The sequence below is a fragment of the Microbulbifer mixtoriginis (SeqCode) genome (genome assembly GCF_052466865.1).
The window spans coordinates 3012526-3038004 of the sequence record NZ_CP174293.1 but is presented as its reverse complement, the minus strand read 5'-3'; the positions used below and the strand labels follow the sequence as shown (position 1 = coordinate 3038004).

The 25479-nt window shown below is 51.7% G+C and carries 20 protein-coding genes; 14 read left to right on the top strand and 6 right to left on the bottom strand.

The annotated features are described in order from the left end of the window. Positions 1–3 precede the first annotated feature (3 nt). Positions 4–936 carry a PP2C family protein-serine/threonine phosphatase gene (locus ACJJJA_RS13670; protein WP_444904960.1) on the bottom strand — a complete coding sequence of 311 codons (933 nt, stop codon included), beginning with the start codon at positions 934–936 and terminating at the stop codon, positions 4–6. A gap of 329 nt (positions 937–1265) precedes the next feature. Here ACJJJA_RS13670 and ACJJJA_RS13665 point away from each other — a divergent pair, with 329 nt between their 5' ends. Beyond that, positions 1266–2147 (top strand): FHA domain-containing protein, encoded by an 882-nt coding sequence (locus ACJJJA_RS13665; protein WP_444900557.1) that lies wholly within the window; start codon positions 1266–1268, stop codon positions 2145–2147. Next, entirely contained in the window at positions 2144–2401 is a 258-nt protein-coding gene (locus ACJJJA_RS13660; protein ID WP_444900558.1) for a glutaredoxin family protein, read from the top strand. Before ACJJJA_RS13665 ends, ACJJJA_RS13660 begins: the two co-directional genes overlap by 4 nt. A gap of 129 nt (positions 2402–2530) precedes the next feature. Here ACJJJA_RS13660 and ACJJJA_RS13655 read toward each other — a convergent pair whose 3' ends face one another. Next, entirely contained in the window at positions 2531–4534 is a 2004-nt protein-coding gene (locus ACJJJA_RS13655; RefSeq protein ID WP_444904959.1) for a transglycosylase SLT domain-containing protein, read from the bottom strand. A gap of 163 nt (positions 4535–4697) precedes the next feature. Here ACJJJA_RS13655 and ACJJJA_RS13650 point away from each other — a divergent pair, with 163 nt between their 5' ends. Beyond that, positions 4698–6563 carry an ATP-binding cassette domain-containing protein gene (locus tag ACJJJA_RS13650; protein ID WP_444904958.1) on the top strand — a complete coding sequence of 622 codons (1866 nt, stop codon included), beginning with the start codon at positions 4698–4700 and terminating at the stop codon, positions 6561–6563. A 59-nt stretch (positions 6564–6622) separates the two neighbouring features. Here ACJJJA_RS13650 and ACJJJA_RS13645 read toward each other — a convergent pair whose 3' ends face one another. After that, entirely contained in the window at positions 6623–7066 is a 444-nt protein-coding gene (locus ACJJJA_RS13645; RefSeq protein ID WP_252081967.1) for a universal stress protein, read from the bottom strand. Between the two features lie 146 nt (positions 7067–7212). Between ACJJJA_RS13645 and ACJJJA_RS13640 the strand changes: the two genes are divergently transcribed. The 4 genes from ACJJJA_RS13640 (at position 7213) to ACJJJA_RS13625 (ending at position 11468) form a co-directional block, all read left to right on the top strand. Beyond that, positions 7213–7737: a hypothetical protein gene (locus ACJJJA_RS13640; protein WP_252081966.1), complete on the top strand. Its 525-nt coding sequence runs from the start codon at positions 7213–7215 to the stop codon at positions 7735–7737. Positions 7738–7951: 214 nt separating this feature from the next. Next, positions 7952–10621 (top strand): type I DNA topoisomerase, encoded by a 2670-nt coding sequence (gene topA, locus ACJJJA_RS13635; RefSeq protein WP_444904957.1) that lies wholly within the window; start codon positions 7952–7954, stop codon positions 10619–10621. After that, positions 10622–11110, top strand: coding sequence for a DUF6586 family protein (locus tag ACJJJA_RS13630; protein ID WP_444904956.1), 489 nt, complete (start codon positions 10622–10624; stop codon positions 11108–11110). Between the two features lie 103 nt (positions 11111–11213). Further along, positions 11214–11468: a hypothetical protein gene (locus tag ACJJJA_RS13625; protein ID WP_152453256.1), complete on the top strand. Its 255-nt coding sequence runs from the start codon at positions 11214–11216 to the stop codon at positions 11466–11468. Positions 11469–11554: 86 nt separating this feature from the next. Here ACJJJA_RS13625 and lexA read toward each other — a convergent pair whose 3' ends face one another. Next, complete coding sequence (lexA, locus tag ACJJJA_RS13620; RefSeq protein WP_252081962.1) at positions 11555–12160, bottom strand: transcriptional repressor LexA; 606 nt, start codon at positions 12158–12160, stop codon at positions 11555–11557. Positions 12161–12324: 164 nt separating this feature from the next. Here lexA and ACJJJA_RS13615 point away from each other — a divergent pair, with 164 nt between their 5' ends. From ACJJJA_RS13615 to ACJJJA_RS13595, 5 genes are all read left to right on the top strand, one after another. Continuing rightward, on the top strand, positions 12325–12963 hold the full coding sequence (locus tag ACJJJA_RS13615; RefSeq protein WP_252081961.1) for an LOG family protein: 639 nt from the start codon (positions 12325–12327) through the stop codon (positions 12961–12963). Positions 12964–13356: 393 nt separating this feature from the next. After that, on the top strand, positions 13357–13989 hold the full coding sequence (locus tag ACJJJA_RS13610) for a TetR/AcrR family transcriptional regulator (RefSeq protein ID WP_444884603.1): 633 nt from the start codon (positions 13357–13359) through the stop codon (positions 13987–13989). A 34-nt stretch (positions 13990–14023) separates the two neighbouring features. Further along, a complete protein-coding gene (gene nagZ / locus ACJJJA_RS13605; protein ID WP_444904955.1) occupies positions 14024–15040 on the top strand; it encodes a beta-N-acetylhexosaminidase in 1017 nt (338 codons plus the stop codon). Between the two features lie 79 nt (positions 15041–15119). After that, complete coding sequence (locus tag ACJJJA_RS13600) at positions 15120–16226, top strand: mechanosensitive ion channel family protein (protein ID WP_444884605.1); 1107 nt, start codon at positions 15120–15122, stop codon at positions 16224–16226. Between the two features lie 299 nt (positions 16227–16525). Next, positions 16526–16741 (top strand): cold-shock protein, encoded by a 216-nt coding sequence (locus tag ACJJJA_RS13595; RefSeq protein WP_020413094.1) that lies wholly within the window; start codon positions 16526–16528, stop codon positions 16739–16741. A gap of 660 nt (positions 16742–17401) precedes the next feature. Here ACJJJA_RS13595 and ACJJJA_RS13590 read toward each other — a convergent pair. Together ACJJJA_RS13590 and mfd are read right to left on the bottom strand one after the other, a co-directional pair. Further along, on the bottom strand, positions 17402–18361 hold the full coding sequence (locus ACJJJA_RS13590; RefSeq protein ID WP_444904954.1) for a CsiV family protein: 960 nt from the start codon (positions 18359–18361) through the stop codon (positions 17402–17404). Positions 18362–18498: 137 nt separating this feature from the next. Next, entirely contained in the window at positions 18499–21978 is a 3480-nt protein-coding gene (gene mfd / locus ACJJJA_RS13585) for a transcription-repair coupling factor (protein ID WP_444904953.1), read from the bottom strand. Between the two features lie 305 nt (positions 21979–22283). On the opposite strand from mfd, the gene ACJJJA_RS13580 reads away from it, so the two are divergent. Continuing rightward, positions 22284–23744 carry a glyceraldehyde-3-phosphate dehydrogenase gene (locus ACJJJA_RS13580; protein WP_444905245.1) on the top strand — a complete coding sequence of 487 codons (1461 nt, stop codon included), beginning with the start codon at positions 22284–22286 and terminating at the stop codon, positions 23742–23744. Positions 23745–24137: 393 nt separating this feature from the next. Then, entirely contained in the window at positions 24138–25478 is a 1341-nt protein-coding gene (locus tag ACJJJA_RS13575) for a Na(+)-translocating NADH-quinone reductase subunit A (protein ID WP_444904952.1), read from the top strand. The last annotated feature ends 1 nt before the right edge of the window (position 25479 follow it).

Sequence of the window (25479 nt, the reverse complement as noted above, 5' to 3'; positions counted from 1 at the left end):
TCGTTAAAATAGCTGGAATATTCCGCCTGCCAGTGCGGCAATTGCTCCGCAAGCAGCAAGTAAGACCAGAAGTGGTCGCCAGCTTCTATTGTTTTGGCTGTCACTATTAGTTTCGTTTTGTGCAGTGCTGTTGTGAGATTCTTGCGAAAAGCTTGGGGGAGGGGCGATAGCTGGTGCTTCGATAATTTGAACGGTGATATTGTCCTTGCCACCGGCATCAAGGGCTGCGTTTATGAGAAGCTCAACTATTTGGTGGTTATTGGGGGTTTCAGCGATGATCCGGTTTATTTTTTCATTGGGTACTTCGGAACTGAGTCCATCGCTGCAAAGTAGAAGTTTTTGTCCTGAGCTCCAGCGATGAGATACCCGGTCAACTTCGAGTTTGGGGTTGGTACTACCGCCGATACATCGGGTAATAACGTGGCGATTTGGATGGGTTGCGGCTTCCTCTGAGTTGATGGCACCGGAATCCATCAGCATCTGAACATAGGAGTGATCACTTGTCAGTTGGCTGAGTTCGCCGTTTTTGTCGCCCGGTGTCCAGAGGTAAGCTCGGCTATCTCCAACCCAATAGATGTGATAGTAATCGCCTTCCTCGGCGAGCACTACTGCGGTTGAGCCCATATTGGCAGTGCTGTGCTCATCACCAAGCAGTAGGGCGTGGGCCCTTTGTAGGGCGCGTTCATAGTGGCGGTCAGTTGACGCGCACTGTTGGATTTCTTCTACTACGGTCTGGCTGGCAATCTCTCCGGCGTGGTGCCCGCCCAAACCATCGGCGACAACCCAAATGCCTTTTTCTTCATCTGCCCAATAGGCATCTTCATTCTGCTCTCGCCGGTAGCCGGGATGAGTGGCGCCAGCGCTACGTGTAGCACTTGGGGTGTGTTGAACTACTTCGCTGTGCCGCGATACCTCGCGAACTTTGGCTTCACTCACTGGCGTGCAACTACCTGTTATGGTTTCTCATCGTAACTGACGGTGATAGCCGATTTGGCAAAGATCCGTCTTTTCCTTGTGGTGCTGCAAGTGTACTTTACCCAACGACACCATTGGCAGCTGAATTGGTCACCCCTGCCTGAGCCGGATATTAGACCTTTGCGCCATTGTAAGCTGCAAACCCAATCACACGCTAATGATATTGCCCGTGTTAAACTCGGTTTTATCTTCAATCTGCAAATTTTTTTCAGGTTTTACTGTTACTTGGGACAGTCCCTTTATTTAGGCTGCCCTATATTCAGTCTCCTTAGGGCTGAGGAGCGTGATCAATGCTAAAACTTTGTGATGTAAACGATTCTGGCCAGAGTGTTTGGCTGGTGGCTCCCGGTGTAACGGTGGGGCGAGATCAGGGTTGTGATCTGTGTATACCGGATGACTCGATTGCGAAGTTACATCTAAAGATCGCGATTAAGGGGGGGCAGCTTACCCTGGGGAATGTTTCTGGAGACTCCCATGTATTGGTTAATGGGAAGCCGATAGCATCAGCCTGTCGAATCAAGCTGAACGATCAGATAACAATCGGTACTCGAACACTACAAATTATTGACCCCAAAGTAACAAAACTTAATTCGAGCAAGTCGAAAAATACCGCCTGGGCGCTACGGGCAAATCACAAGGCAATAGCGGGGAAAGTGTTTCCTGTAAAAGGGGGCGCGGTGGTAGGGCGCTCTGAGGAGTGCGATATCACGTTTTCCTTGTCACACCTTTCGCGTCGCCATGCAAGGTTGGAGGTGCGTGAAGGGTTGCTGTTCGCAATTGATCTCGGCTCGGCCAACGGGACATTCGTCAATGGTCGACGGATCACGGAAAGCCGTGTGCGAAGAGGCGATGAGCTGCGGTTTGATTCGTTGAGTTTTTCTGTTGTGGGCCCTGTGGATGATCTTGATCGCACTGCAGTGCGCCCTGCAATCTCTTCACATCTTATGAAGTCTCCAAAAATTGGCTCAGGTGAAGTGGCAGCTGAAGATGTCACTCAGAGATCCTTCTCGGCTTCTATCGCCGGGCTGCGGGAAGAGAGCCCAAGTTTGGCTGAGCCCCAGGAGGAAAAACTTCAGCCACGTATCCCTATAAAAGCCTTGGGCTTGACTCTGTTATTGGTTGCCGGTGCTGCCGGATATTTTTGGGTTAATAACCAGGGAGTGTTCTCATGAGTTCGTCCCGTGAATTGCTGCTCTATACCACCCTTGGATGCAGCCTGTGCGAAAAGGCCAAGCTGGAAATATGGCCCCTGCTAGAGCAGTTTGGGTTGCGTTTAAGGGAGGTAGATATTGCAGATGATGACAATTTATTCGAGCGCTTTAGTCTTTTGATACCCGTGGTGGGGCTCGGTGATCCTGAAGACACTTATGCATGGCCCTTTCAGCAATCGCAGCTGCAAGCTTGGTTGGCCAAACGAATTGGTTAGGCGCCCGTCATTTATTGGGAGGTAACTCCCACCTTAAGCCCTAATGACTCGGGTTCCCAAGGGGGGCTCTATTCCTATCAAACGGTATCAAAGTTAGGGCAGAGGTTTGTAAGGTTATTCTGAGACACTTTAAAGTTTATTCCCTGCCTCATGCGCCTTGAGAAGTTGTAGCTTGGTGCCGCTTCGATAGGCATAAATTACCGTATAAGCGAGTACATTCTGTACATAATTCCTTGTTTCACTATAGGGAATCGTCTCGATCCAGACATCGTGTGGCAGACGCTGACGAGTCTCCTTTAGCCACTTGGCAACCCGCGTTGGTCCCGCATTGTAAGCGGCAGCGGCGAGGAAGCGATTGTTATCGAATCGATTTAACAGGGTGCTCAGGTAAAAGCTGCCAAGGGCAATATTAGTTTTGGGGCTTAGTAGATCCCAGCTGCGTCGATAGCGTACACCCGCGCGCTTTGCCGTTGCGCGTGCGGTAGAGGGTAGCAATTGCATTAGGCCCAATGCGCCAGACCGTGATTTGGCGTCGTGGCTGAAGTGGCTTTCCTGGCGGGCAACTGCGTAAATCATATAGGGCTCTAGAGGCGTGCTCTGCCGTCCAACCTGCGCACTTACACTTTCTACAATATCGGCAAAGGCCAGGGGGAAGCGGAGCTCCAGATCATCCAGGTAGTCTGCCGCAAGAACAGATTGAATGGATTTGTGATACCAACCCCATGCGCTTGCCACTTTGCCCGCGGCTAATAGCTCCTCGTGATCCATTTCCCGAGTAGCGTAGCTCCACTCACGCCGAGCATGGAATAGTTCACCAATAGCCTGCAATTCACGTGCCCTTTGTAAGCCGGTGTGCTGGGCCATCTGCTGCACTTGAATTGGCGTGATTGGCGCGGGACGATCTACAAAGCTGTAATTTTGTCCGAGGGTATCGGCAGCAAGGAAGCCGTAGTAACTGCGTTCCCGTGCAGCTTTTCGATAGAGAAGGGAGGCTGCGCCAGACTGTGCCTTGCCATAAAGTTCTTCCAGTGAGCGGGCTTTCCAGTAGAGCCAGCGATCGCGCTGTTGCCGTTCGAGTGGCAGGCGATCAATCCAAAAGGCAACCTGCTCCCAGTCGAGCTCTCGCAGGGATTGTCGCGCCAGCCATTCAATGGAATATCCATCATCCATTGTGTGATTCTTGGTCAGTTGTAGCAGTCCCTGGGTATCGTCTTGACGCGCAAATTGCCGAGCCAGATGGCGGAGCATATTGGCTTGCTCCTTATCGTTAAACAGGAGGCTGGCACTATAGCGCTGCCATGCCTGTTCAGCGACGGCTGCATCTTCCCTAGCTAATCGATGCAATCCATGCAGAATGATTTCCCTATGATGCTCCGGTGACTGTAAGAAGCGGGGGTAATTGAGAAGAAGCTTGGGTGATTTGTGCACCTCCCTTAGCAAGGCTGCTCTTTGTTGGAAGGGTTTGTCCATTTTCCTGGCGATATAGGAAGCGAGTTCTAGGTTATCCTCTTCTAGGGTGAGTAAATGGCGGGACCAAATCTTTTCCTGGGTTAAGCCGCCATTGCGCTTCCAACGGGCAAAAACTGGGTCACACTCCTCTACTTGTGAGTGCCCAACCAGCCAGAGCTCGGTGGTTACTTGATCGGCATTGTCTTTGTTGCCATGGCGAAACAGTGCGTCGGCATAATAGCAACGCAGTGCCGCGCGCTTGTGCTTCTCAGATTGAAAGTATTTTAGGTAGGTCTGAAATTGTCTCTGTTGCCCCAGCTCTCTAAGTAACCTAATACGCATCCAGTCACCCACCGCTGTTCCCTGGTTCTCAGCGAGAAAGCGATCAATATCTTTTAGAGGTAATTGGCGTAATTTTCTTCCGATTGCCCAGTAGTCGAGATAGGGCACAAGAGGGTAATTCGCTAACTTGGCTTTCAATTGTTTTAACTGTTTTTTATTGCCGTATTTGATCGCTATCCTGGCTTGTTGTAAAAGCTGGCGCTGGCTGGATATACCTGTGGCTGGCTTGTCTTGCTGAGACAACTCCTTCGATGATGCTTGTGGCTCTGCCTGGGCGCTGAGGCAGATCCAGACCATTAAAGGGGCAATAATCTGGAAGAGTCGACTTGTGCTAACTGACATGACAGTAACCCCGAAGTTGAGTCTGGTCGCGCAAGTTTATGAGACGGCTTGGCAAAAAAGCGTAAAATAGCGAATTTTTCACAGGACCCGAAGTATCAATTTTCGTTTCATTCAACTAACTAGCGAGAATGTTAACCGGGTCTGTTAATTGTAGTGCCTAATTATGTTGCTTCTATTGGATGGGGTCAGTCTGCGTTACGGGACCCAGGTACTTGCTGAAAACGTCAGTGCAAAAATTGAGCGGGGCGATCGTATTTGCCTTGTTGGCCGCAATGGAGAGGGTAAGTCCAGCCTGTTGCGTTTAATTGCGGGGCAGGTGGACCCAGATGCTGGGGAGATTGTGCGCGCGAGTGGGATGGTTATGGCAACCCTTGAGCAGGAGTTACCCGCAGGCTGTCTCGACTCTGTCTACCGATATGTTGCCGAGGGTCTGGGCCCTATAGGGCGTGTATTGGCTGGTTATCGGGAGGACCCATCGGCCGAGCTACAGGCCAAAATTGAAGCGGAGCACGGCTGGGATCTCCTGCCTAGAGTCGATAGTGTGCTCGACCGCCTCGGCTTGAGTCCTGATGAATCCGTGGCTGATCTCTCTGGAGGTTGGCAGCGCCGTGCAGCTCTCGCGCGCGCGCTGGTTACAGAGCCCGATCTGCTCATTCTCGATGAGCCCACCAACCATTTGGATATTGCCGCTGTGGAGTGGTTGGAAGGATTCCTCGATACTTTTAGGGGCGCGTTATTGTTCGTCAGCCACGATCGTGCTTTGGCGCAGCGGTTGGCTAGTACAGTCTGGGATTTGGATCGTGGATACCTACGGGTTTTTCGCTGCAAGTTTGGGCGTTACCAGGAAGAAAAAGAGAAACTTTTAGAAGAAGAGGCCAGGAACGAGGCGCTATTCGACAAAAAGCTAGCCCAGGAGGAAGCCTGGATTCGCCAGGGTATCAAGGCGCGACGCACCCGTAATGAAGGGCGGGTTCGGGCCTTGCAAGGACTCAGGCGCCAGAGAGAGGCGCGTCGAACTCAACAGGGCATTGCCAGAATGTCTCTCGATAGTGGAGAAACATCCGGTAAGTTGGTGGCTGAGCTTAGTAACGTTACCTTTGCCTACCCCAATGAGTCCCCCCTGATTCGCGACCTTTCATTTACCTTAATGCGCGGTGATAAGGTGGGATTGATTGGCCCTAATGGAGTTGGTAAAAGCACCTTAATTCGAGTGTTGCTCGGGGACCTTCAGTCTCAGTCTGGTCAGGTGCGTTTGGGTACAAAGCAGCAGGTAGCCTACTTTGATCAGCGCAGGGACCAATTAAATCCTGAACTTACAGTATTGGATAATGTTGGTGGAGGGCGCGACTCTGTCACCATTGGCGGCAAAAGCCGCCACATCATGTCCTATTTATCCGATTTCCTCTTTAGCGGTTTGAAAGCGCGGACCAAGGTAAGTGCGTTGAGTGGTGGTGAGCGCAATAGGGCTCTTCTGGCGAAATTATTCAGTCAGCCAGCCAATATTCTGGTGCTCGATGAGCCGACCAACGACCTGGATGTAGAAACCCTGGAGCTGCTTGAAAAGTTACTTTTGGAATTCACAGGCACAGTGTTATTAGTCAGTCACGACCGTGCATTTCTCGATAATGTTGTGGATTCCTGTCTGGCCTTCGAGGGAGATGGTCGTATCCGAGAGTATGTGGGTGGTTATGCGGACTTCATTCGCCAGGGAGGTAGTTTTGAACCGGAGTCAAAAGAGGAAAAAGTCCCTGAAGGCAAGGTGAAAGCGAAGCCGGTCGAAGCGGACAAGCCTCATGTTAAGAAAAAGAAGCTCAGCTATAAGCTGCAACGTGAACTGGATGGCTTACCAGCCTTGATCGAACAGCTTGAAGTTGAAATTGGCGCTATAGAGGCTGAAGTAGCAGACCCTTCTTTTTACCAACAGGAGCAAGCCCAGGTGCAAAACCGGCTCAATTTACTGGCGGAGAAACAAACTCAATTAGAGACCGCTTTTGACCGATGGTCGGAGTTGGAGGGGGGCGAAGAGTAAGGTTTTAGTATTGGAGAGAAGGGGTGCATGGCACCACTTCTCTCGCCGAAAGAGGGGGCTTATTCTTCGTCCACATATACCCTGACAGCTAAAACATCGCACTTGGCGCCGTGAAGAACCCCATTAGAGGTTGAGCCCAGCAGAAGAGCTAGGCCATGGCGTCCATGGCTACCGATAACAATAAGATCGACCTCTAGATCTTTGGCTAGGCGATGTATCTCGGTGGATGGTTGGCCCAAAATTACATGCTGTCGTTCAGCGGGGATATTCAGCGGTAGAGCGGCTTTGTGGAGCTGTTCCTTGGCCTGTCTCTGTAGCTGATCCTGTACCTCTGATAAATCCATGGGGATATCCCCACCGTAGGCAAATGTCAGCGGCTCAATGGCATGCATCAAGCTGATTTCGGCATTGAAAGCTTCAGCGAGAGAGGCCGCTTTTTCCAGCACTTGTGAGGATTCTTCCGAGAGGTCCAGGCCCACCAATATTCGTTCATATTTCGCCATTTTCCATTAGCTCCTGTCTTTTCTATTTGCCCAGTGGGGCCTCTTACGACAGCTATTTTCAGTCTATCGCAAAAAAAACTATTTGACATGGATCATATATGGCGCCGCAGAATAGGCCGTTTTTAAAACCATCATAAGGAACTTTTATGTCCGAATGGCTACCGGTAATCATAATTGGCTTTGCTATTGCCCTGGTGCTGGGGCCAGTGATGTGGCTGAAGCCCAATCAGCGCGACAGCCGTCTGGCTGATTTGCGTGGCCGTGCCGCCAGGGCAGGTATTACCGTGCAAATTCAAGCCTTACCTGAAGCTTTGGGGGAGGGGACCGCAGCGGTTTATTACTATCGGTGGAAGGATAGAAAGCGTCTACAGATTGGTTGGAAGCTACAGCGCCAGCGGATTACGCACGAAATGAATTTTGCCGGTAGTTGGGATTGGGGCAACAGTGTGAGAGCCCCCCAGGCAGCATGGCAGCAATTGCACCAGTTGCTAGATAGCTTGCCGGCGGATTGCTGTGCGATTATCGCAACCGATGTCGGATTGGGCGTGCAATGGCAGGAAAACGGTGGGGTCAAAGCTTTTTCGCAGCTGTCTGAGAGTTTGGCGGAGTACACCCCTCTTATAGAAGAATCTGTACGCAAGATCAGTCCCATTAAGCTCCCAGAAGACTAGGGCGACAGGCATTTTAGCGGGCTGCTCAAATAGGGAAAATTGTCACAATTTTCCCCTTTTCTGGGGGTGAAATTTGGCGAATAAGCACTAAAAGTTGTCAGCTTTGCTTGACCGCGCCTTGACTGAGGCTTATATATTCGCGCAGCGCAGGCCCGATTGAAGGGCCTGAAATGCTTCGGATAGCAGTAAATTTTTCATTTGAAATCAAAGGCTTATGGGTAAATCACTGGTCATCGTCGAATCACCGGCCAAAGCGAAAACCATCAATAAATATCTCGGCAAGGACTTTGTTGTTAAGTCCAGCGTCGGTCATATTCGCGATTTGCCAACCGGTGGCGGCAACAAACAGCCCGTTGACGCAAAAGAACGGGCAAGGCGTGCGGCAGAGACTCGTAAGCTTTCTCCTGAGGCGAAAGAGGCTTACAAGCGCAAGAAAAATCGTGCGCAGCTGATCAAGCGCATGGGGATCGACCCGGATAATAGCTGGCAGGCTCACTACGAAATTTTGCCAGGCAAGGAAAAAGTAGTCAGCGAATTGCAAAAGCTGGCTGAGAATGCTGATCACATTTATCTGGCAACGGATTTGGACCGCGAGGGAGAGGCGATCGCCTGGCACTTGCGGGAAGCAATTGGCGGTAATGACGAACGCTATCGCCGAGTGGTTTTTAATGAAATCACTAAGTCCGCGATCCAGGAGGCGTTCAAAGATCCCGGCCGCCTGAATATCAATCGGGTTCATGCCCAGCAGGCTCGCCGATTCCTCGATCGTATTGTTGGCTATATGGTCTCCCCACTATTGTGGGAGAAAGTTGCCCGAGGACTCTCTGCTGGCCGGGTGCAGTCAGTGGCAGTTCGTCTCGTGGTAGAGCGCGAACGTGAGATCCGCGCTTTCATTCCTGAGGAGTACTGGACGCTTTTCGCTGATACCGCTACCAGCAAAGCGAACAAGCTGCGGCTAGAGGTTAAAAAACAAGCTGGTGAAACTTTCCGCCCCACCAATGAAGCCGATGCGAATAGCGCGGTGAAATTGCTTCAGGGTAGTGAGTTTGTTGTTAGCGGTCGTGACGATAAGCCTACCAGTTCCAAGCCTAGTGCTCCCTTTATTACTTCGACACTGCAGCAGGCGGCTAGTAATCGCCTCGGTTTCAGTGTCAAGAAAACCATGACCCTTGCACAGCGTCTCTACGAAGCCGGTCATATTACATACATGCGTACCGATTCGACCAATCTAAGTAAAGAGGCGGTTGAGTCGGCCCGGCAGTATATCGGTGAGAATTTTGGCGATAAGTATCTGCCAGAAAAGCCCGTTAGTTATAGCAGCAAGGAGGGAGCGCAAGAAGCTCACGAGGCAATTCGCCCCTCCGATGTGCGTGTTGCCCCGAATATGCTCTCAGGTGCAGAGCGGGATGCGGAGCGGCTCTACAATCTGATTTGGCAGCAGTTCGTCGCCTGTCAGATGACCCCAGCAAAATACACTTCCACCTCAATTGTGGTGAGTGCCGGTGACTTTGAGTTGCGTGCTCGCGGCCGGGTGATTCGTTTTGATGGCTTTCTCAAAGTTGCCCCTCCTGCGGGCAAGAAAGATGAAGATCTGCTGCTGCCTGATGTTCAGGTTGGCGATAAGCTGTCTCTGCAGCAGCTGGACTCAAAACAACATTTCACCAAGCCTCCGGCTCGTTTTAGCGAAGCCGCTCTGGTGAAAGAGCTGGAAAAGCGTGGTATCGGCCGGCCCTCAACCTATGCCTCTATTATTTCCACAATTCAGGATCGGGGCTATGTGCGGCTTGAGAACCGCCGTTTTTATGCGGAAAAAATGGGTGATATTGTCACCGACCGCCTCAGTGAAAGTTTTAAAAATCTGATGGACTACGGTTTTACCGCAAGCCTGGAGGAATCTCTGGATGCGGTTGCCGATGGCGATAAAGGTTGGAAGCAGTTACTCGACGAGTTTTATCAGGATTTCTCTTCTCGGTTGGAAAAAGCTCAGTCCAGCGATGCGGGTATGCGGCGCAACACGCCGACAGATACCGATATCGAGTGCAGTAAGTGCGGTCGCCATATGCAGATCCGCACAGGTTCTACCGGTGTATTCCTTGGTTGCTCCGGTTACGCGCTTCCTCCTAAGGAGCGCTGCACCAACACGATGAATCTGGTTTCAGGCGATGAGGCCGTGGACGCGGATAAGGACGAAGATGCCGAAACCCGCCAGCTGCGGGAGAAACGCCGCTGTCCCAAGTGCGGCACGGCGATGGATAGTTATCTGCTTGATGAGCAGAGAAAGCTACATATCTGCGGTAATAACCCAGACTGTAATGGTTACGAGGTAGAGCAGGGCACGTTCAAAATCAAGGGCTACGACGGTCCGATTATTGAGTGTGATAAGTGTGGTAGCGACATGCAGCTGAAGTCAGGCCGTTTTGGTAAATACTTCGGCTGTACTAACGAAGCCTGTAAGAATACCCGCAAGCTGTTGAAAAATGGCCAGCCGGCGCCACCCAAAATGGATCCGGTTCCTATGCCGGAGTTGGCTTGCCTGAAGGTTGAGGATCATTACATTCTCCGCGATGGTGCCTCCGGATTATTCCTGGCTGCCAGCCAGTTTCCGAAAAACCGTGAGACCCGTGCCCCGCTGATAAAAGAGCTGCTGCCTCACCAAAGTGAGATTGACCCTAAGTACAGTTTCTTGTTCTCGGCTCCCTCACAGGATGATCAGGGGCGCGATACGGTAGTTCGCTTTAGTCGTAAGACCCAAGAGCAGTATGTTCAGTCTGAGGAGGATGGAAAGGCCACGGGTTGGAAGGCTTTTTACCGGGATGGTGCCTGGAAAGTCGAAGCGGCGGCCAAGAAAAAGCCGGCAGCTAAGAAAGCGGCGGCAAAAAAGTAAATGAGTAACCCCTATACCGGCCTAGTCACTTCGGCATTGCGTAAGAGTCAGCTGCTGGCCACAAGTAGTTATGACTCTACTGTTCAGCGAATGGCCATGGAAGAAGGTGCTTTGTTGCAGCTGTGGAAAGCCTATCAGGCTTTCCTGGCTGAACTGTCACACCAGCTGCAATTGGGTTTTGAGCCGGAGTCTGTACAGGTTATTTTTGATAGCCTGCACAGCCAGGGGAGAGCGAGCCTTGAAGTAAGTGAACTGCAGTCATTGCTCTCAGAGCCAGGGAGTTGGCTTAGCGAATTATTACGCGCGTGGAACCAGCTCTTAAGGCTGCCTACATTAGCGGAGGAAAAGGAGCAAGCTGGCAACCTTATTCCGACCCACAATATCGCCGGACCAGCACCAATTGAGCTTTCTTTCGAAGCGCTGCTTAAATGGCACAAAGCTCTCAGTGAGCTGATACTTAGACAGCGTGCTAATCTCGAGGAGTGCTAAAAGGGCTCCGCTACCTTTCTATTCATCTTTTTGCGCCCACTGAAACTTCTAAATTGCCTGTGGTACACTGGGCGCAAACTGATGTGCAGTGAAGGGAAAGCAAATGTCCTCCGAAACTTTTGAGATTATCGAGTTGGCCAATGGCGATGTGGCTCTGCGCCGTGCCGGCCATGAGGAGGACCCTCTGGTGAGTATTCGTTTCTCAGCCGAGAGTCTCCAATTTTTACGAAAGCACAAGGTAGCGGTAGCCCGGGCCATGTTAGAGGCGGGTATAGAAGCCGTGCAAAATCTCGATGACCTGGAGCCAGGTTACTTTGAAGAGGAAGAGTCGATGCCGGTTAACCATACGATTCACTAATCTATGGTAAAGGCGAAAAATTAAGTGAAACAACAGCGGCTAGAAGCCGCTGTTGTTGTTTTTGAGTGGCGGTAAATCTTTTAGTCTCACGGAGTTTGGCGAATAACGCCCACCGCTAATCCTTCGATCACAAAGTTCTTATCCCGCATATCTACTTGGATGGTATCAAAGTCTTCGTTTTCAGGCAGGAGTTGTACCGTTGCCTGATTACCTTTACGGCGGAAGCGCTTAACGGTTACTTCATCATCAATCCGAGCAACCACAATCTGCCCGTTTCTGATTTGTTCGGTCTTCTGCACTGCCAGAAGGTCCCCATCGAGAATACCGGCATTTCGCATACTCATGCCGTGTACCCGCAATAAATAATCTGCCGGTGGGTGGAAGAAACTGGCGGGCAGGTCGCAATAATCCTCAATATGCTCGGCTGCCAGAATAGGGTTGCCTGCGGCGACACGCCCCACGATGGGAAGTCCCGATTGGTGGTCGGGAATTCGAATACCTCGGGAGGCACCGGCAACCATCTCAATGGCTCCTTTTCGTGCCAGTGCTTTGAGGTGTTCCTCTGCAGCGTTGGGCGAGCGAAAGCCCAGCTCTTGGGCGATTTCTGCGCGGGTGGGAGGGTAACCTGTGTCGTCCAGGTAGGCTTTTATCAGCTCTAATACTTGAGTCTGGCGTGCGGTGAGATTGGTCATAGATTTACCTAGCGTTTCTGTATTTTTATACAGTTGCTGGGATTATATACAGATTTAAGGATCTCGCAAACTGAGCACCTGCCTGCAGTCCAGCTGCTACATTGTTTAAGAAAACAGGGAATGAAAAGAATAGTTGAAAGAACTGACAGCAAGGGAGAACAATAATGCTTGATGCGAAAATGGCTGAAGCCTGGAGAGTTCTGCGCATTCAATCTGAGTTGGTTGATGGAATTGAGCGTTTGGTTGCGCTTAACGGGGCGGTAACAGTTTTTGGCGGTGCGCGTTTCACTGAAGATAGCCAGGAATATCAGCAAGGGGTGAAGCTTGGGGAGCTTTTAGCAGCAGAGGGGATACCTGTGATGACCGGTGGCGGGCCGGGTCTGATGGAGGCGTGTAATCGTGGGGCTTTTGAGCAGCCTGGTACTTCAATCGGATTAAATATCGAGCTGCCTTTTGAGCAGGCAGCTAATCCTTACCAAGATATCAGTTTGAATTTTCGCTATTTCTTTGTGCGTAAATTTATGTTTGTGAAGCATGCCGTGGGCTTTGTGGGTTTACCCGGGGGCTACGGCACGCTGGACGAATTATTTGAGGCGCTGACATTAGTACAAACTCAAAAAGTACGGCGATTCCCAATAGTTTTGGTGGGCAAGCGTTATTGGGGAGGGCTGTACGATTGGCTGGTAGATACGGTATTGGAACGGAATTGTATCGACTCTGCTGATCTAGACCTGTTTCATGTGGTGGATGCAGTAGAAGAGGCTGCAGATTTGATTATGAAATATATGCGAGCCAGGGATTAAAGAGTTTTCGAGATATCTAGGTTACTTTCTTTATTAATTAACAATCAGATAGGGCGAGGAGTAGGGGAGGCAGAAAAAACAGGAATACAGGAAGTAGAGGCCAAATACAAAGCCTACGGCTGTGCCTCGTCCCTAAATAGTAGTTAGCACCTCTATCTTTCTTCCCGCGCAGTGGAATGCACTAAGGCCTATGGGAAGAGGTAGTGGTCAGTCGCTTCGGTAATTACATCTTATCCTGCCAACTTACCAAACCAATTTTGCCTATGGGGATTCGCCAGGTCGGACTTCCCCCTACAACCGTTCTTTCTGTATGTGCAATAAGCCGCCAGCGAGCTGGGAGTGTGCTACTCTGGCCGAAATTAAACAGCTGTTTTAAATGGTGGTTTGATATCTATGAGTCAGATGGATACCGTTAACCGCATCTTGGATGCTGCCGAAGCGCTCTTTGCCGAGCGCGGCTTTACTGAGACATCCCTTAGGACTATTACGAGTACTGCCGGAGTCAATCTGGCAGCCGTCAACTACCACTTTGGTTCTAAGAAAGAGTTGATCCAGGCGGTCTTTGAGCGTTTCCTAACACCATTTACCGATGCCCTGGAAGCAGAGTTGGATCGACGCATAGCTTCTGGCCAGCCACTTAAGGTTGAAGGGTTGTTGGAGAGCCTATACCGCGTTGGGTTGGGCAGTCTGAGCCAACTTGGGCTGGATGCTCAGCGCTTTATGCGCCTGCTGGGACTAGCTTATACGCAGTTTCAGGGGCACTTACGCCGCTTTATAGTGTCTCGTTACGGTGATAGTTACCGACGCTTCGCAGGCCTACTGGCCGAGGCCTTACCGGGGGTTGATCCCGTGACTTTCTACTGGCGCCTGTATTTTATGTTAGGGGCCACTATTTTCACCTTGTCGAGCTACGATGCCATAGAGGCTATCCTGAGAGAGGATTTTGGTGCTCAGAGCAGCCTGCCGGAAACTTTGGAGCGTCTTGTGCCGGCCGCTTCGGCAATGCTAAAGGTGGAGTCCGGTTAAACTGCGCAGCTGGTGAATCTTAGAGGAACTGAATATGCCTGCATCACTCGGACCGGTGATGATCGATATCGAAGGGCAGAAGCTCACTGATGAGGATTGCGAGCTTTTGCGCCACCCGCTCGTGGGTGGTTTGATTTTCTTTGCGCGCAATTATCGCGATCGCGATCAGATTCAAGCTCTGATTGCCGATATTCGATCTGTGCGCCCAGAGATACTGCTGGCTGTTGATCAGGAGGGTGGGCGAGTACAGCGTTTTCGAGAGGGGTTCACGCGTTTGCCTTCCATGCAAAAGCTGTCCGCCGAGGCTTCAGCAGTACAGTTGCAGGATGTGGGTTGGTTGCTCGCCTCTGAGTTATTGGCTGTAGGGATGGATTTCAGTTTCGCCCCTGTATTGGATGCCGATGACAGCCACAGCCGAGTTATTGGAGATCGCAGTTTTTGTCCCGACCCCCATCACCTGACGGCTATTGCAAGGCCATTTATTCAAGGGATGCGTGAGGCCGGTATGGCTACAACCGGCAAGCACTTTCCAGGACACGGGCACGTGCTTGAAGACAGCCATGTGGAGCTTCCTCAAGATGAGCGCTCCCTGGAGCAGGTGCTGGTCAGCGATGCCTTGCCTTTTATTGACTGCATAGGGGCCGATGAACTGGATGCGGTGATGCCCGCTCACATTCGCTTCGTCAATATAGACAGTCAGCCGGTGGGTTTCTCCCGTTACTGGCTACAGGATATTTTGCGAGGACGACTGGGTTTTAATGGGGTTATCTTCAGTGATGATCTGTCCATGGAGGGGGCGGGAGCTGCCGGTGGTTATGGGGAGAGAATCCGCGCTGCTCTGGAAGCGGGTTGTGATATGGGCGTAGTCTGCAATAACCGTGCAGGGGCTTTTGAGTCTCTCGCTGGGCTGCAGAACTTTATTCCCGCAGCGGAATCGAGTGAGCGTCTGAAAGCCATGCGGGGTAGACCCTCAATCACCTCTTGGGCGGAACTCGAAAAAAGTGAGCGCTGGCATAGAACTCGCAGCTGGTTAGCTTCAATAATGCAGTAGTTGAGAAATACCGGTTTCCGCAGCTTGCTCCAAGAACCTATGGGCGGCTGGAGCCGGTTTTATAAGCGGAGGGGGAATTGTGGAGTCCGTAGAGAGTGTGCTGTTGTCCTGGCTGGGTGATAACCGGGTTTGGATAATCTCTGTTTTTCTTATTGTATTAGCTTCCGCACTGGCGGCCTGGATTTTCGGCCGCTTTGTGCAAAAACTGGCTGCCAGGGCTGAGAAGACTGTCAATCCCTGGGATGATGCGCTGGTAGGGGCTCTCTCCCCTCCTGGACAAGTATTAATCTGGCTGTTGGGGCTCACGGTGGCCGCCCAGCGTGCGGGTCAGGCGACGGGTGCAGAGATTTTCTCCCTGGCAGAGCCTGCCCGCGAGATAGGCCTTATTCTGGTCCTCTCTTGGTTCGCTTGGCGCTTCTCGCACAGCGCGGAGCGTAACCTTTGCAATCCCCGCTATATTGGCAAGCCGATGGATGCCACCACGGTTAGAGCCATCGGCAAGCTGGTGCGGGCTTCGATCGCTATCACTGCGGGTATAGTGATTATGCAGTTCCTGGGCTATAGCGTCAGCGGCGTTTTGGCCTTTGGTGGCATCGGGGGGTTGGCGGTAGGCTTTGCCGCTAAGGACTTGCTGGCGAATTTCTTTGGTGGACTGATGATTTACTTAGATCGCCCCTTTGCGGTTGGCGATTGGATACGCTCCCCGGACAAGGAGATTGAGGGGACTGTAGAAGATATTGGCTGGCGCCTGACTCGCATACGCACCTTTGATATGCGCCCGGTTTATGTGCCCAATAGTGTCTTCACGCAGATTTCTGTCGAGAACCCTTCGCGAATGCTCAATCGTAGGATTTTTGAAACTATTGGGATTCGTTATGAAGATGGCCATTTAATGGCGCAGATAGTGGCAGATGTTAAGAAAATGTTACAGCATCACCCGGAAATAGATGCCAACCGAACTCTTATTGTTAATTTTAATAGTTTTGCAGCCTCATCCCTTGATTTCTTTATATACACCTTTACCAGAACGACAGAGTGGGTGAGATACCATGAAATCAAACAGGATGTTTTGTTGAATGTACTCAATATAATTGAGCGCCATGGTGCGTCTTGTGCATTTCCGACCTCGACGGTACATATTGCCGATATTCCTTCATTAGCGCGAGAAGCCGCGTTAGACAGTTGAGTATTGGGAGTGCGATAAGGTACAAATGTTTAGTTTAAATATCGCGCCTAATTGGGGTTTTGACGGTTAATTACGCCTATTGGTAAAAACGTAGTATTTATTTCACATAGAAACCTAGACACTGGCGCTGTTTTATCTAAGAATCAGGTTACGCCCTTTGGGTTACTCTCAATAGGGTGAAGCAAGATAGCATTCTGCATGGAGCAGTTTGTTAACAATGGGGTGGCGTTTGCCCCTCTTGCCGAATTGAGCAGTGAGGTAATAGAGGTAGGCGCAATAACAATAATGAGGTTTTCTCAATGAGTGATCGCGTTACAGGTACAGTGAAGTGGTTTAATAACGCACGGGGTTATGGCTTCATCACCTGTGGAGAAGGAACTGAAGATATTTTTGTTCACTATCGCAGCATTCGCGGAGAGGGTTATAAAACCCTTAACGAGGGGCAGGCGGTTGAGTTCGAAATGCAACAAGGTGACAAAGGACTGCTGGCGGAAGATGTTGTTCCCTGTGAGTGATTTTAGGATCACTCGTTGAAAGAACTGTTGTCGCGTAGAGTTTGCGGTGCCAGCCGCTAGCTCTGCCAGCGCCTCCAAAGCGGGCTTTTCAGCTCGCTTTTCTATTTCTCCATTCGCTTGGTTCAATATGTGTCTTATGGCGGTTTGCATACATATATGACCAGTCCCACGAGTTTCGTTATATTTTGAAATGTATTAATTGCCTGCGCCCTTGATTTCTGAAAGCGCTCCAGGCTATTTGTGAAGTTTTAATAATCTTGAAACCAATTTAATGTTAGGAGTCAGGATTTCAGTTCTGTCTGGCGGAATAAATTTAAAAATCTTTATTGCTGCTTCTTTATTAAGCTTTTTTATTTTATTTGGCTATTTTTCTTTTCTAGTGATTTTCACTTGAGCGAGGGTGTTGTAATAATGGGGTGAGTTTTTCACTTCGCCTTCCGTGTTTTTGTACTGTTTCTTGCCGGATATCGTTAAGTTGCTGCCTTTATAAAATTTTATTTCATAAAAGGAAGTCAAATTAGTTTGGTTGTGTTATCTGTTATGCCAGATTCGATTCGGCTTTTATAGATTTAAGAAAGTGTAATTTGTTTGGTTAAATATACTATTGCATATGGAATACCCCCTTTGAAGGGGGTATTTTAAAGAGTATTAATTGGCTGTTTATAAGGTAACTGGGGTGGTTTCTTCTGTGACTTCTTCGTTGCTTTCAGCCACAGTGCGAATTTCAATCAAAATACCAAAAGCCGGGTGGTCAATATAGTGCAGTTGGCCGCTCCGCATACGGCGCTCATGTTGTAAATGAGCGGCCCGCATCACATATACCGGTTGCTCAGCTGGGGCATCTAGGGTTATGGGCTCCTGATCTCCTGCTGCGTTTGAGAAGTTATGCCTATTCGGATTGGAAGCAATAAGCCCTTCATTCGGGGTAGGGAAAGAAATTGTCTCCTCGGAGGGTGTTGGAGCAGCCTTGGGTCGATGAGGCAGGCGGATACCCTCCGCAGATGCGGGAGCAGAGAAATCATTGAGCCAAAGGTTTGTGCTCAGGTGCAAATAGCGTGAGACGCTCAGGGTAACTGACCCTTCCAGTTGGCTGTGTCCTGAAAAGGTTTCGCCACCATCAATCAGGATTGCTGGTGACTTGTGTTTTTGCTCCAAAACTTGGTGCCAAGCTTTGTGGAATAAAATGCGATCCCCGCCTCTCACTAGAGCTGCCGCCTTAGTATCCAGCTTGGTGTCTACGGGGGAGAGGAGTAAGCGGAGGGGGGGAGCTTGGTCAGTATTGTGATCTCCGAACTCGCTGACTGCAAAGCTGACAGGCTCCTCGTCCAATGCTGTATCTTCTTGGGGGAGCTCTGTGGATTCAGGGAATGCGGTTGCAACAGGGGATTCTGCTTTTTCTTCCTGGGGTGCAGGGGTGTCAAAGTCCACCCAGCGAGCAGGGTAGGTGAGGTTCGGCTCCGCAGGCCAGGTTTCATTGGTTTGTGCCATACCTTGGGGGCGTTCGAACACGATCATCTCGATTTCGAAAGTATTGCCGGCGTAGTTCGCCGCCTGTGAGGCCGTGGCGGAGAGTGCCAGGGCAAGTGTAGAGCAGAGGTGCACTATCTTTTTTATGGTCATTGGGTTACCACTTTCTTCCATCTGTCCTGTCTATCGTCAGAGCAGGGTGAGTATTTCGCGGCCAGCTATATAGGCCGGGATTGTGGCAGGGGGTGGCCCCCCTGTCGATCGATCAGGTCACTAGCTGCCGGATACTATCACTGGGCTAAGCGCTCCAGCACTTCGCTTATTTCCTGTAGCTTGCGGTCGGCGCCCTCTTCATCGAGGCTGAAGTTCAGCTGGTTGGCGCCGGCCAGCTGGTAGCGTCCAGGCTGTGTCTGCACCAATTTCACCAAGGTGAGGGGGTCTACTTGGGTATTTTCGGCAAACTCGATGCGACCTCGGGCGGCGGAGGCTTCCAATTTGCGAATGCCCATTTTATCGGCCTTCAGTTTTATTTCGGTGGTGCGGAACAGGTGTTTGACCGGTTCAGGCAGTAGACCAAAGCGGTCGATCATCTCCACCTGTAACTCCTTCAGTTGTTGGCGATCAACGGCATTGGCGATACGTTTGTACATCATTAGACGGCCATGGACATCCGGCAAGTAGTCCTCTGGAATCAGCGCCGGTACCCGCAGATTGACATCTACAGCCGGGGACTCCAGAGGGTCGTCGATATTGGGAGTGCGCCCCTCGCGAATGGCTTTTACCGCGCGGTCGAGCATCTCCATATACAGGTTGAAGCCGACACTTTGGATTTGCCCGCTCTGTTCCTCACCAAGTAACTCGCCGGCGCCACGGATTTCCAGATCGTGGGTGGCCAGGGTGAATCCAGCCCCAAGATCCTGGGCTTCACTGATTGCTTCCAGTCGCTTGACTGCGTCGCCAGTCATTGAGCGTTTGTTGGGGGTCAGCAAATAGGCATAGGCTTGGTGGTGGGATCGCCCCACACGACCACGCAGCTGGTGCAGCTGGGCCAGGCCAAATTTGTCTGCGCGTTCGATCAGTATTGTGTTAGCAGTTGGGACGTCGATACCGGTTTCGATAATGGTGGTACACACCAAAACGTTAAAGCGCTTGTGGTAAAAGTCACTCATGACCTGCTCCAGTTCGCGCTCACGCATCTGACCGTGACCGATACCGATGCGGGCCTCGGGAATCAGCTCCTGTAATTCTCGGGCGATACGCTCAATGCTTTTCACTTCATTGTGCAGGAAATACACCTGGCCGCCACGGAGGATCTCCCGCAGTATGGCCTCCTTCACCAGTGCATCGTCGCGCTCGCGCACGAAAGTTTTTACAGAGAGGCGTCGCGCCGGCGGTGTAGCGATGACTGATAGATCGCGAATGCCGGCCATTGCCATATTTAAAGTGCGCGGGATCGGTGTGGCGGTTAGGTTGAGGATATCCACTTCGGCGCGCAGGCTCTTGAGGCGCTCTTTCTGGCGTACCCCAAAGCGGTGTTCTTCGTCGATAATCAGCAGTCCGAGATTCTTAAAGTCCAGGTCGCTCTGTAGAAGCTTATGGGTACCGACAAGGATATCCACTTTGCCACTGACTACCTTCTCTTTCACGCTGTCCACTTCTTTGCCTGAACGGAAGCGGGAGATCACTTCAATATTGATGGGCCAGTCGGCGAAGCGATCCTGGAAAGACTGGAAATGTTGTTGCGCTAATAGGGTGGTGGGTACCAGCATGGCTACTTGCTTGCCGGCATGGGCGGCGACAAAGGCCGCACGCATAGCGACTTCGGTTTTACCAAAGCCCACATCGCCACACACCAGTCGGTCCATGGGCTTTTTCGACTGCATGTCGCCAATCACGGCTTCAATGGCCTGCTGCTGGTCTGGCGTTTCCTCGAAGGGGAAGCCGGCTGAAAATTCTCTATAAGCCAGCTTGGGGTCGGCAAAAGCGTGACCTACACGGGCTTCACGGCGCGCATAGATATCCAGGAGTTCGGCAGCGGCATCACGAACTTTTTCGGCGGCTTTGCGCTTGGCTTTCTGCCACTGTTCGCTGCCCATTTTATGCAGTGGAGCCAGGGCCTCATCGGCACCGGAGTAACGGCTGATCAGGTGCAGGCTGGCTACGGGAACATAGAGCTTAGCTTCATTGGCGTATTCCAGAGTCAAGAACTCGGCAGGCTGTCCATCGATTTCCAGGTGTTGCAGGCCGCGGTAGCGTCCCACTCCTTGATCGATATGCACTACCGGGGCGCCGATACGCAATTCGGCTAGGTTTTTGACTGCATTGTCTGCATCATCTTTGGCTTTTTTGCGGCGGCGCTGTTGTAGCACCCGCTCGCCAAATAACTGCGGCTCAGCGATCAGGTTGACGGCAGGATCGGTCAGTAACAGGCCCTGATCCAGGGGTGCTACGGTGATCCCGATGGATTCATTGCTTTGGAGGAATTCTTCCCAGCTGGCATAGGTTGGGGGAGTCAGGCGAATACCTTTTAAAAGCTCCAGCAATGCTTCGCGGCGCCCACCGCTTTCTGCACAGAAGAGTACTCGCCCGGAGTACTCCATCAGGTAACTTTCCAGGGCGGCCATTGGCTGCTCGGCCTTGCCGTCTACCGGCAGGGTTGGAGGTACTTGGGTGGCAAAGTTGTAATTGCCCTGGGCATCGGGCAGCGTCTCTGCAGAGAAGATAGCCCTTGGCATCGATTTGAGCGCGCCATTGAATTCATCAATATCCAGCAGAATCTGGCGTGGTTGAAGAATTGGGCGGGTCAGATCGCCGCGGCGGCTCTCATAGCGGTTGCTGACCTCGCGCCAAAAGCTATCAACAGGTGCTTGCACATTTCCCTGGATAAAAGCCTGGCTGTTCTCGGGAAGGTAGTCGAACAGGCTCGCGCAATTGTTATCAAAAAATAGCGGCAGATAGTATTCGATACCCGCTGGGGCAATTCCTGCACTGATATCCTGGTAGATGGGCACAAGACTGGGGTCCATCTGGAATTGTTCATGCCAGTTCTGCAGGAAGCCGGAAAGGCCGGCTTTGTGCATTGGGAATTCCCTAGCGGGCAGCAGGTGAATGGTTTCCACCTTATCCACTGTGCGTTGGGTTTCTGGGTCAAAGGTGCGCAGAGACTCAATTTCATCGTCGAATAGATCGATGCGATAGGGCAGTGGACTGCCCATAGGGAAAATATCCATGAGTGAGCCGCGCACGGCAAACTCACCGTGTTCATAGACGGTATCTACACAGTGATAGCCTGCCTGCTCTAACAGGCGACGCTGGATATCAATATCAAATTGTTGCCCCTCATTGAGGATCAGCGCATTGCCGGCTACGTAATTACTTGGCGGCAGGCGATGCATTAAGGTGCTCACGGGCACTATGACAATACCGCTCCCCATTTGCGGCAGGCGGTAGAGGGTTGCCAGGCGGTCCGAGATAATATCCTGGTGTGGGGAGAAGGTATCGTAGGGGAGAATTTCCCAGTCTGGAAAATGAAAGATCTCAAAGTCGCCCTCTGAGGCTGCATCTCTCCGCGCTTTGTTAAAAAATTTCAGCTGTACCTCTAAGCGGTGCGCTTCGAGGCTGTCACGAGTGATCAGCAGTGTGGGGGATTGACTGTCGCGAGCAGCATTTAGAATGGCGAGTGCGGCCGCTGCGCCGTGAAGTTGTCCCCAGAATTGCCGGTCGGTGGTGCTGTGAAATTTGGGGGGAGTCAGGGGCTGTATATCGGTCATCGTTCCTTAAATATCCGCGCTTTCATTTGCTGTAGTGCCAGGGGCGGCTATTGTAGCCGCGATCGGATCGGGCTGCAGTCTATGATATCTGTGCCTGTGGTTTCGATCTCAAACGGCCGCAATTTTTGGGGGATTGCGTATCGCGAGGGCTTGTGACAACAAAAAGGTAGTTTTACTACATTTTTTTGGTTTTTTTTTGCGCAGTTGCGTAGCAGCGGGTGAATACTGATAATGCGCAGCCATGCGGCCCCGAGTGGTTTGTGGGCCGTGATTTCCTGCCTATAAACACATTGCAGAGGTGTCCGATAGTGACTCAGAAGCGACCGAAGCCCGCGGACTTTTTCAAGGACTGGAAACAGCGTGAAGCACTGGCTGAATCCATGATCCCGATGATTGGAAAGCTCAACCGTGAGAGCAACGTCGGTATTTATATGTACGGCCGCAACCTGGTTAATCGCTCAGTGCTGAGCATTATGAAGGCGCACCGTTTCGTGCGTCAGGTTGAGGAAAATGAACTCTCCGAGTTTGAAACCTTCCCTGTATTGGAAGCCGTCTGCAAGATGGAGCTGGGTCCCGTACATATCGACCTGGGAACCATGACCAACAAGTACATGCGCGACGATCGCGGCTTGTCTGTGGATGAGTTTGTACGTGAAGAGCTGTCCGACGCAGCGGGTGCCGGCAAGCCTCTGCCTGAATCCAAAGATGTTGTGATCTACGGTTTTGGTCGTATCGGCCGTCTGGTTGCCCGCCTGCTGATCGACAAGGCTGGTAGTGGTGACGTTCTGCGTCTGCGCGCTATCGTACTGCGCAAGGGTAAGGCCCCCAACGATCTGGTGAAGCGCGCTTCTCTGCTGCGTCGCGACTCCGTACACGGTGCTTTCCAGGGCACTATCCGTGTAGACGAGGAGACCAACTCCCTGATCTGTAACGGTAATGAAATCAAGATTATCTACGCCAACTCCCCGCAGGAAGTGGATTACACTCAGCACGGTATCAACGATGCGATTATCGTTGACAGTACCGGTGTATGGCGCGATGAAGAAGGCCTGAGCCAGCACCTGCAGAGCCCCGGCGCCTCCAAAGTGCTTCTGACTGCACCGGGCAAGGGCGATATCAAGAATATCGTTTACGGTATCAACAGTAGCGACATCAAGCCGGAAGACAAGGTGCTGTCAGCCGCTTCCTGTACCACTAACGCCATCGTGCCTGTGCTGAAGGCGATGATGGACGGTTACGGCGTTGAGCACGGCCACGTAGAAACTGTACACGCCTACACCAATGACCAGAACCTGATCGACAACTATCACAAAGGTGAGCGTCGCGGTCGCGCAGCAGCGCTGAATATGGTTCTGACTGAAACTGGTGCCGCCAAGGCGGTTGCCAAAGCGCTGCCCGAGCTGAAAGGTAAGCTCACCGGTAACGCAATTCGCGTTCCAACCCCTAATGTTTCCATGGCGATCCTGAACCTGAATCTGGGTAAAGAGACCACCAAGGAAGAGCTGAACGAATATATGCGCGATGTGGCACTGCACTCGCCACTGCGTCAGCAGATCGATTTCACCAACTCCCCGGAAGTGGTATCCAGCGATTTTGTTGGCTCCCGCGTTGCCTGCGTATTCGATTCCACTGCGACTATCGTGGATGGTAAGAACGCAGTGCTCTACTGCTGGTACGACAACGAGTTCGGTTACAGCTGTCAAGTGGTTCGCTGCTTGGAAGATATGGCTGGCGTTCGTTACGAGTTGTTCCCCAAGAAAGACTAAGGCGTCAGCTTGAGGTCTGCAGGTCGGCTCTTTGGGCCGGCCATGAGGGTGGGGCGGTAGTCACAGCCGTCCGCCCATATCTTTCCAAATCCCTGTTTTTTCAGTAGAAATTTCCCATCTTAGTGCCACTTTGGACGCTTCCAGACTGGTAAAGCTTTTGCCCCATCTTTATAATGCGCGCGATTTTGCGGGGCGGCCGTGCGCCGAGAAGTTAGCGCGCACAACCTTTAGTTAGCTTCCTTCCGCCCGGTCTACGGGTGAAACGGCATAAGCCCTCGCAGCACAGAATTCCACAGTATGGCTCGCCAGTCCGGGATTGACTGTTTTTCAGTTTGAACCTGGGCGGGTGGGCTTTATTGCAATTTTATAAACTAGAAACTTAGGCATAGGCGTATGAGAAAGATCCGTCGGGGATTGGACTTACCCATATCCGGCGCGCCCGAGCAGGTCATCCACAAAGGACCTGCGATCAAGACCGTTGCTGTTCTCGGCCCCGATTATCACGGGATGAAGCCGACAATGGCAGTGGCTGTAGGGGATCGCGTCAATCTTGGTCAGCTACTGTTCAGTGACAAAAAAACCGAAGGCGTGCGCTACACCGCGCCGGCCGCCGGTCGTGTTGTTGCTATCAATCGCGGTGCCCGCCGTGTTCTTCAATCCGTTGTGATTGGCATAGACGGCGATGCAGCAGAACAGTTCCAGAGCTATAGCGTAGATAAGCTATCTGGTCTGACGCGCGAACAGGTTGTTGAGAACCTGGTTGAATCCGGTATGTGGACCGCACTGCGTACCCGCCCGTTCAGCCGCGTTCCCGCTTTGGATGCTAAACCGGAAGCGGTGTTTATCAATGCGATGGACACCAATCCTCTGGCTGCCAACCCAGAAGTGGTCATTGCCGAGAACCCCAAAGCCTTCTCTCAGGGCGTTGAGATTCTTTCCAAGCTGGCGGAAACCACTTACGTCTGTACCGCTCCTGATGCAGATATCCCCGTACCGAACGCTGCGAATATTCGCCGCGAAGCTTTTGCCGGCCCCCACCCGGCGGGCCTGTCCGGTACCCATATCCACTACTTGAACCCGGTTTCCGGCTCTCGCAGTGTATTTACCATTAATTACCAGGATGTGATCGCCGTAGGCAAACTGTTTACCACCGGTAAACTGTTTACCGATCGTGTCGTTTCCCTGGCCGGCCCTCAAGTTAAGCAGCCCCGACTTGTGCGCACTCGTCTCGGCGCCAGCCTGGAAACTTTGACTTCCGGTGAGTTGAAAGGTGATAACGACCGCGTTATTTCCGGCTCCGTATTTGGCGGCAGCACTGCTGAAGGTCCTTTGGGTTACCTGGGTCGTTACCATAATCAGGTGTCTGTGCTGGAAGAGGGTGGTGAGCGTCCTTTCCTGCACTATCTGCGTGCCGGTAACAAGCGCTTCTCCGTTTTCCCGATTTACCTTTCGCGCCTGTTCAAGAACAGACTGTTCAACTTCACCACCAGTACTAACGGTTCCGAGCGTGCCATGGTACCGGTCGGCACTTATGAGAAGGTCATGCCGCTGGACGTACTGCCGACCCAGCTACTGCGCTCCCTGATCGTGGGTGATACCGCTATGGCCCAGAAACTGGGTGCTCTGGAGTTGGATGAGGAAGATCTGGCACTGAGCACCTTTGTGTGTCCGGGCAAGTACGAATACGGCCCCATTTTGCGGGACAACCTGACCCGTATTGAGAAGGAGGGGTAAG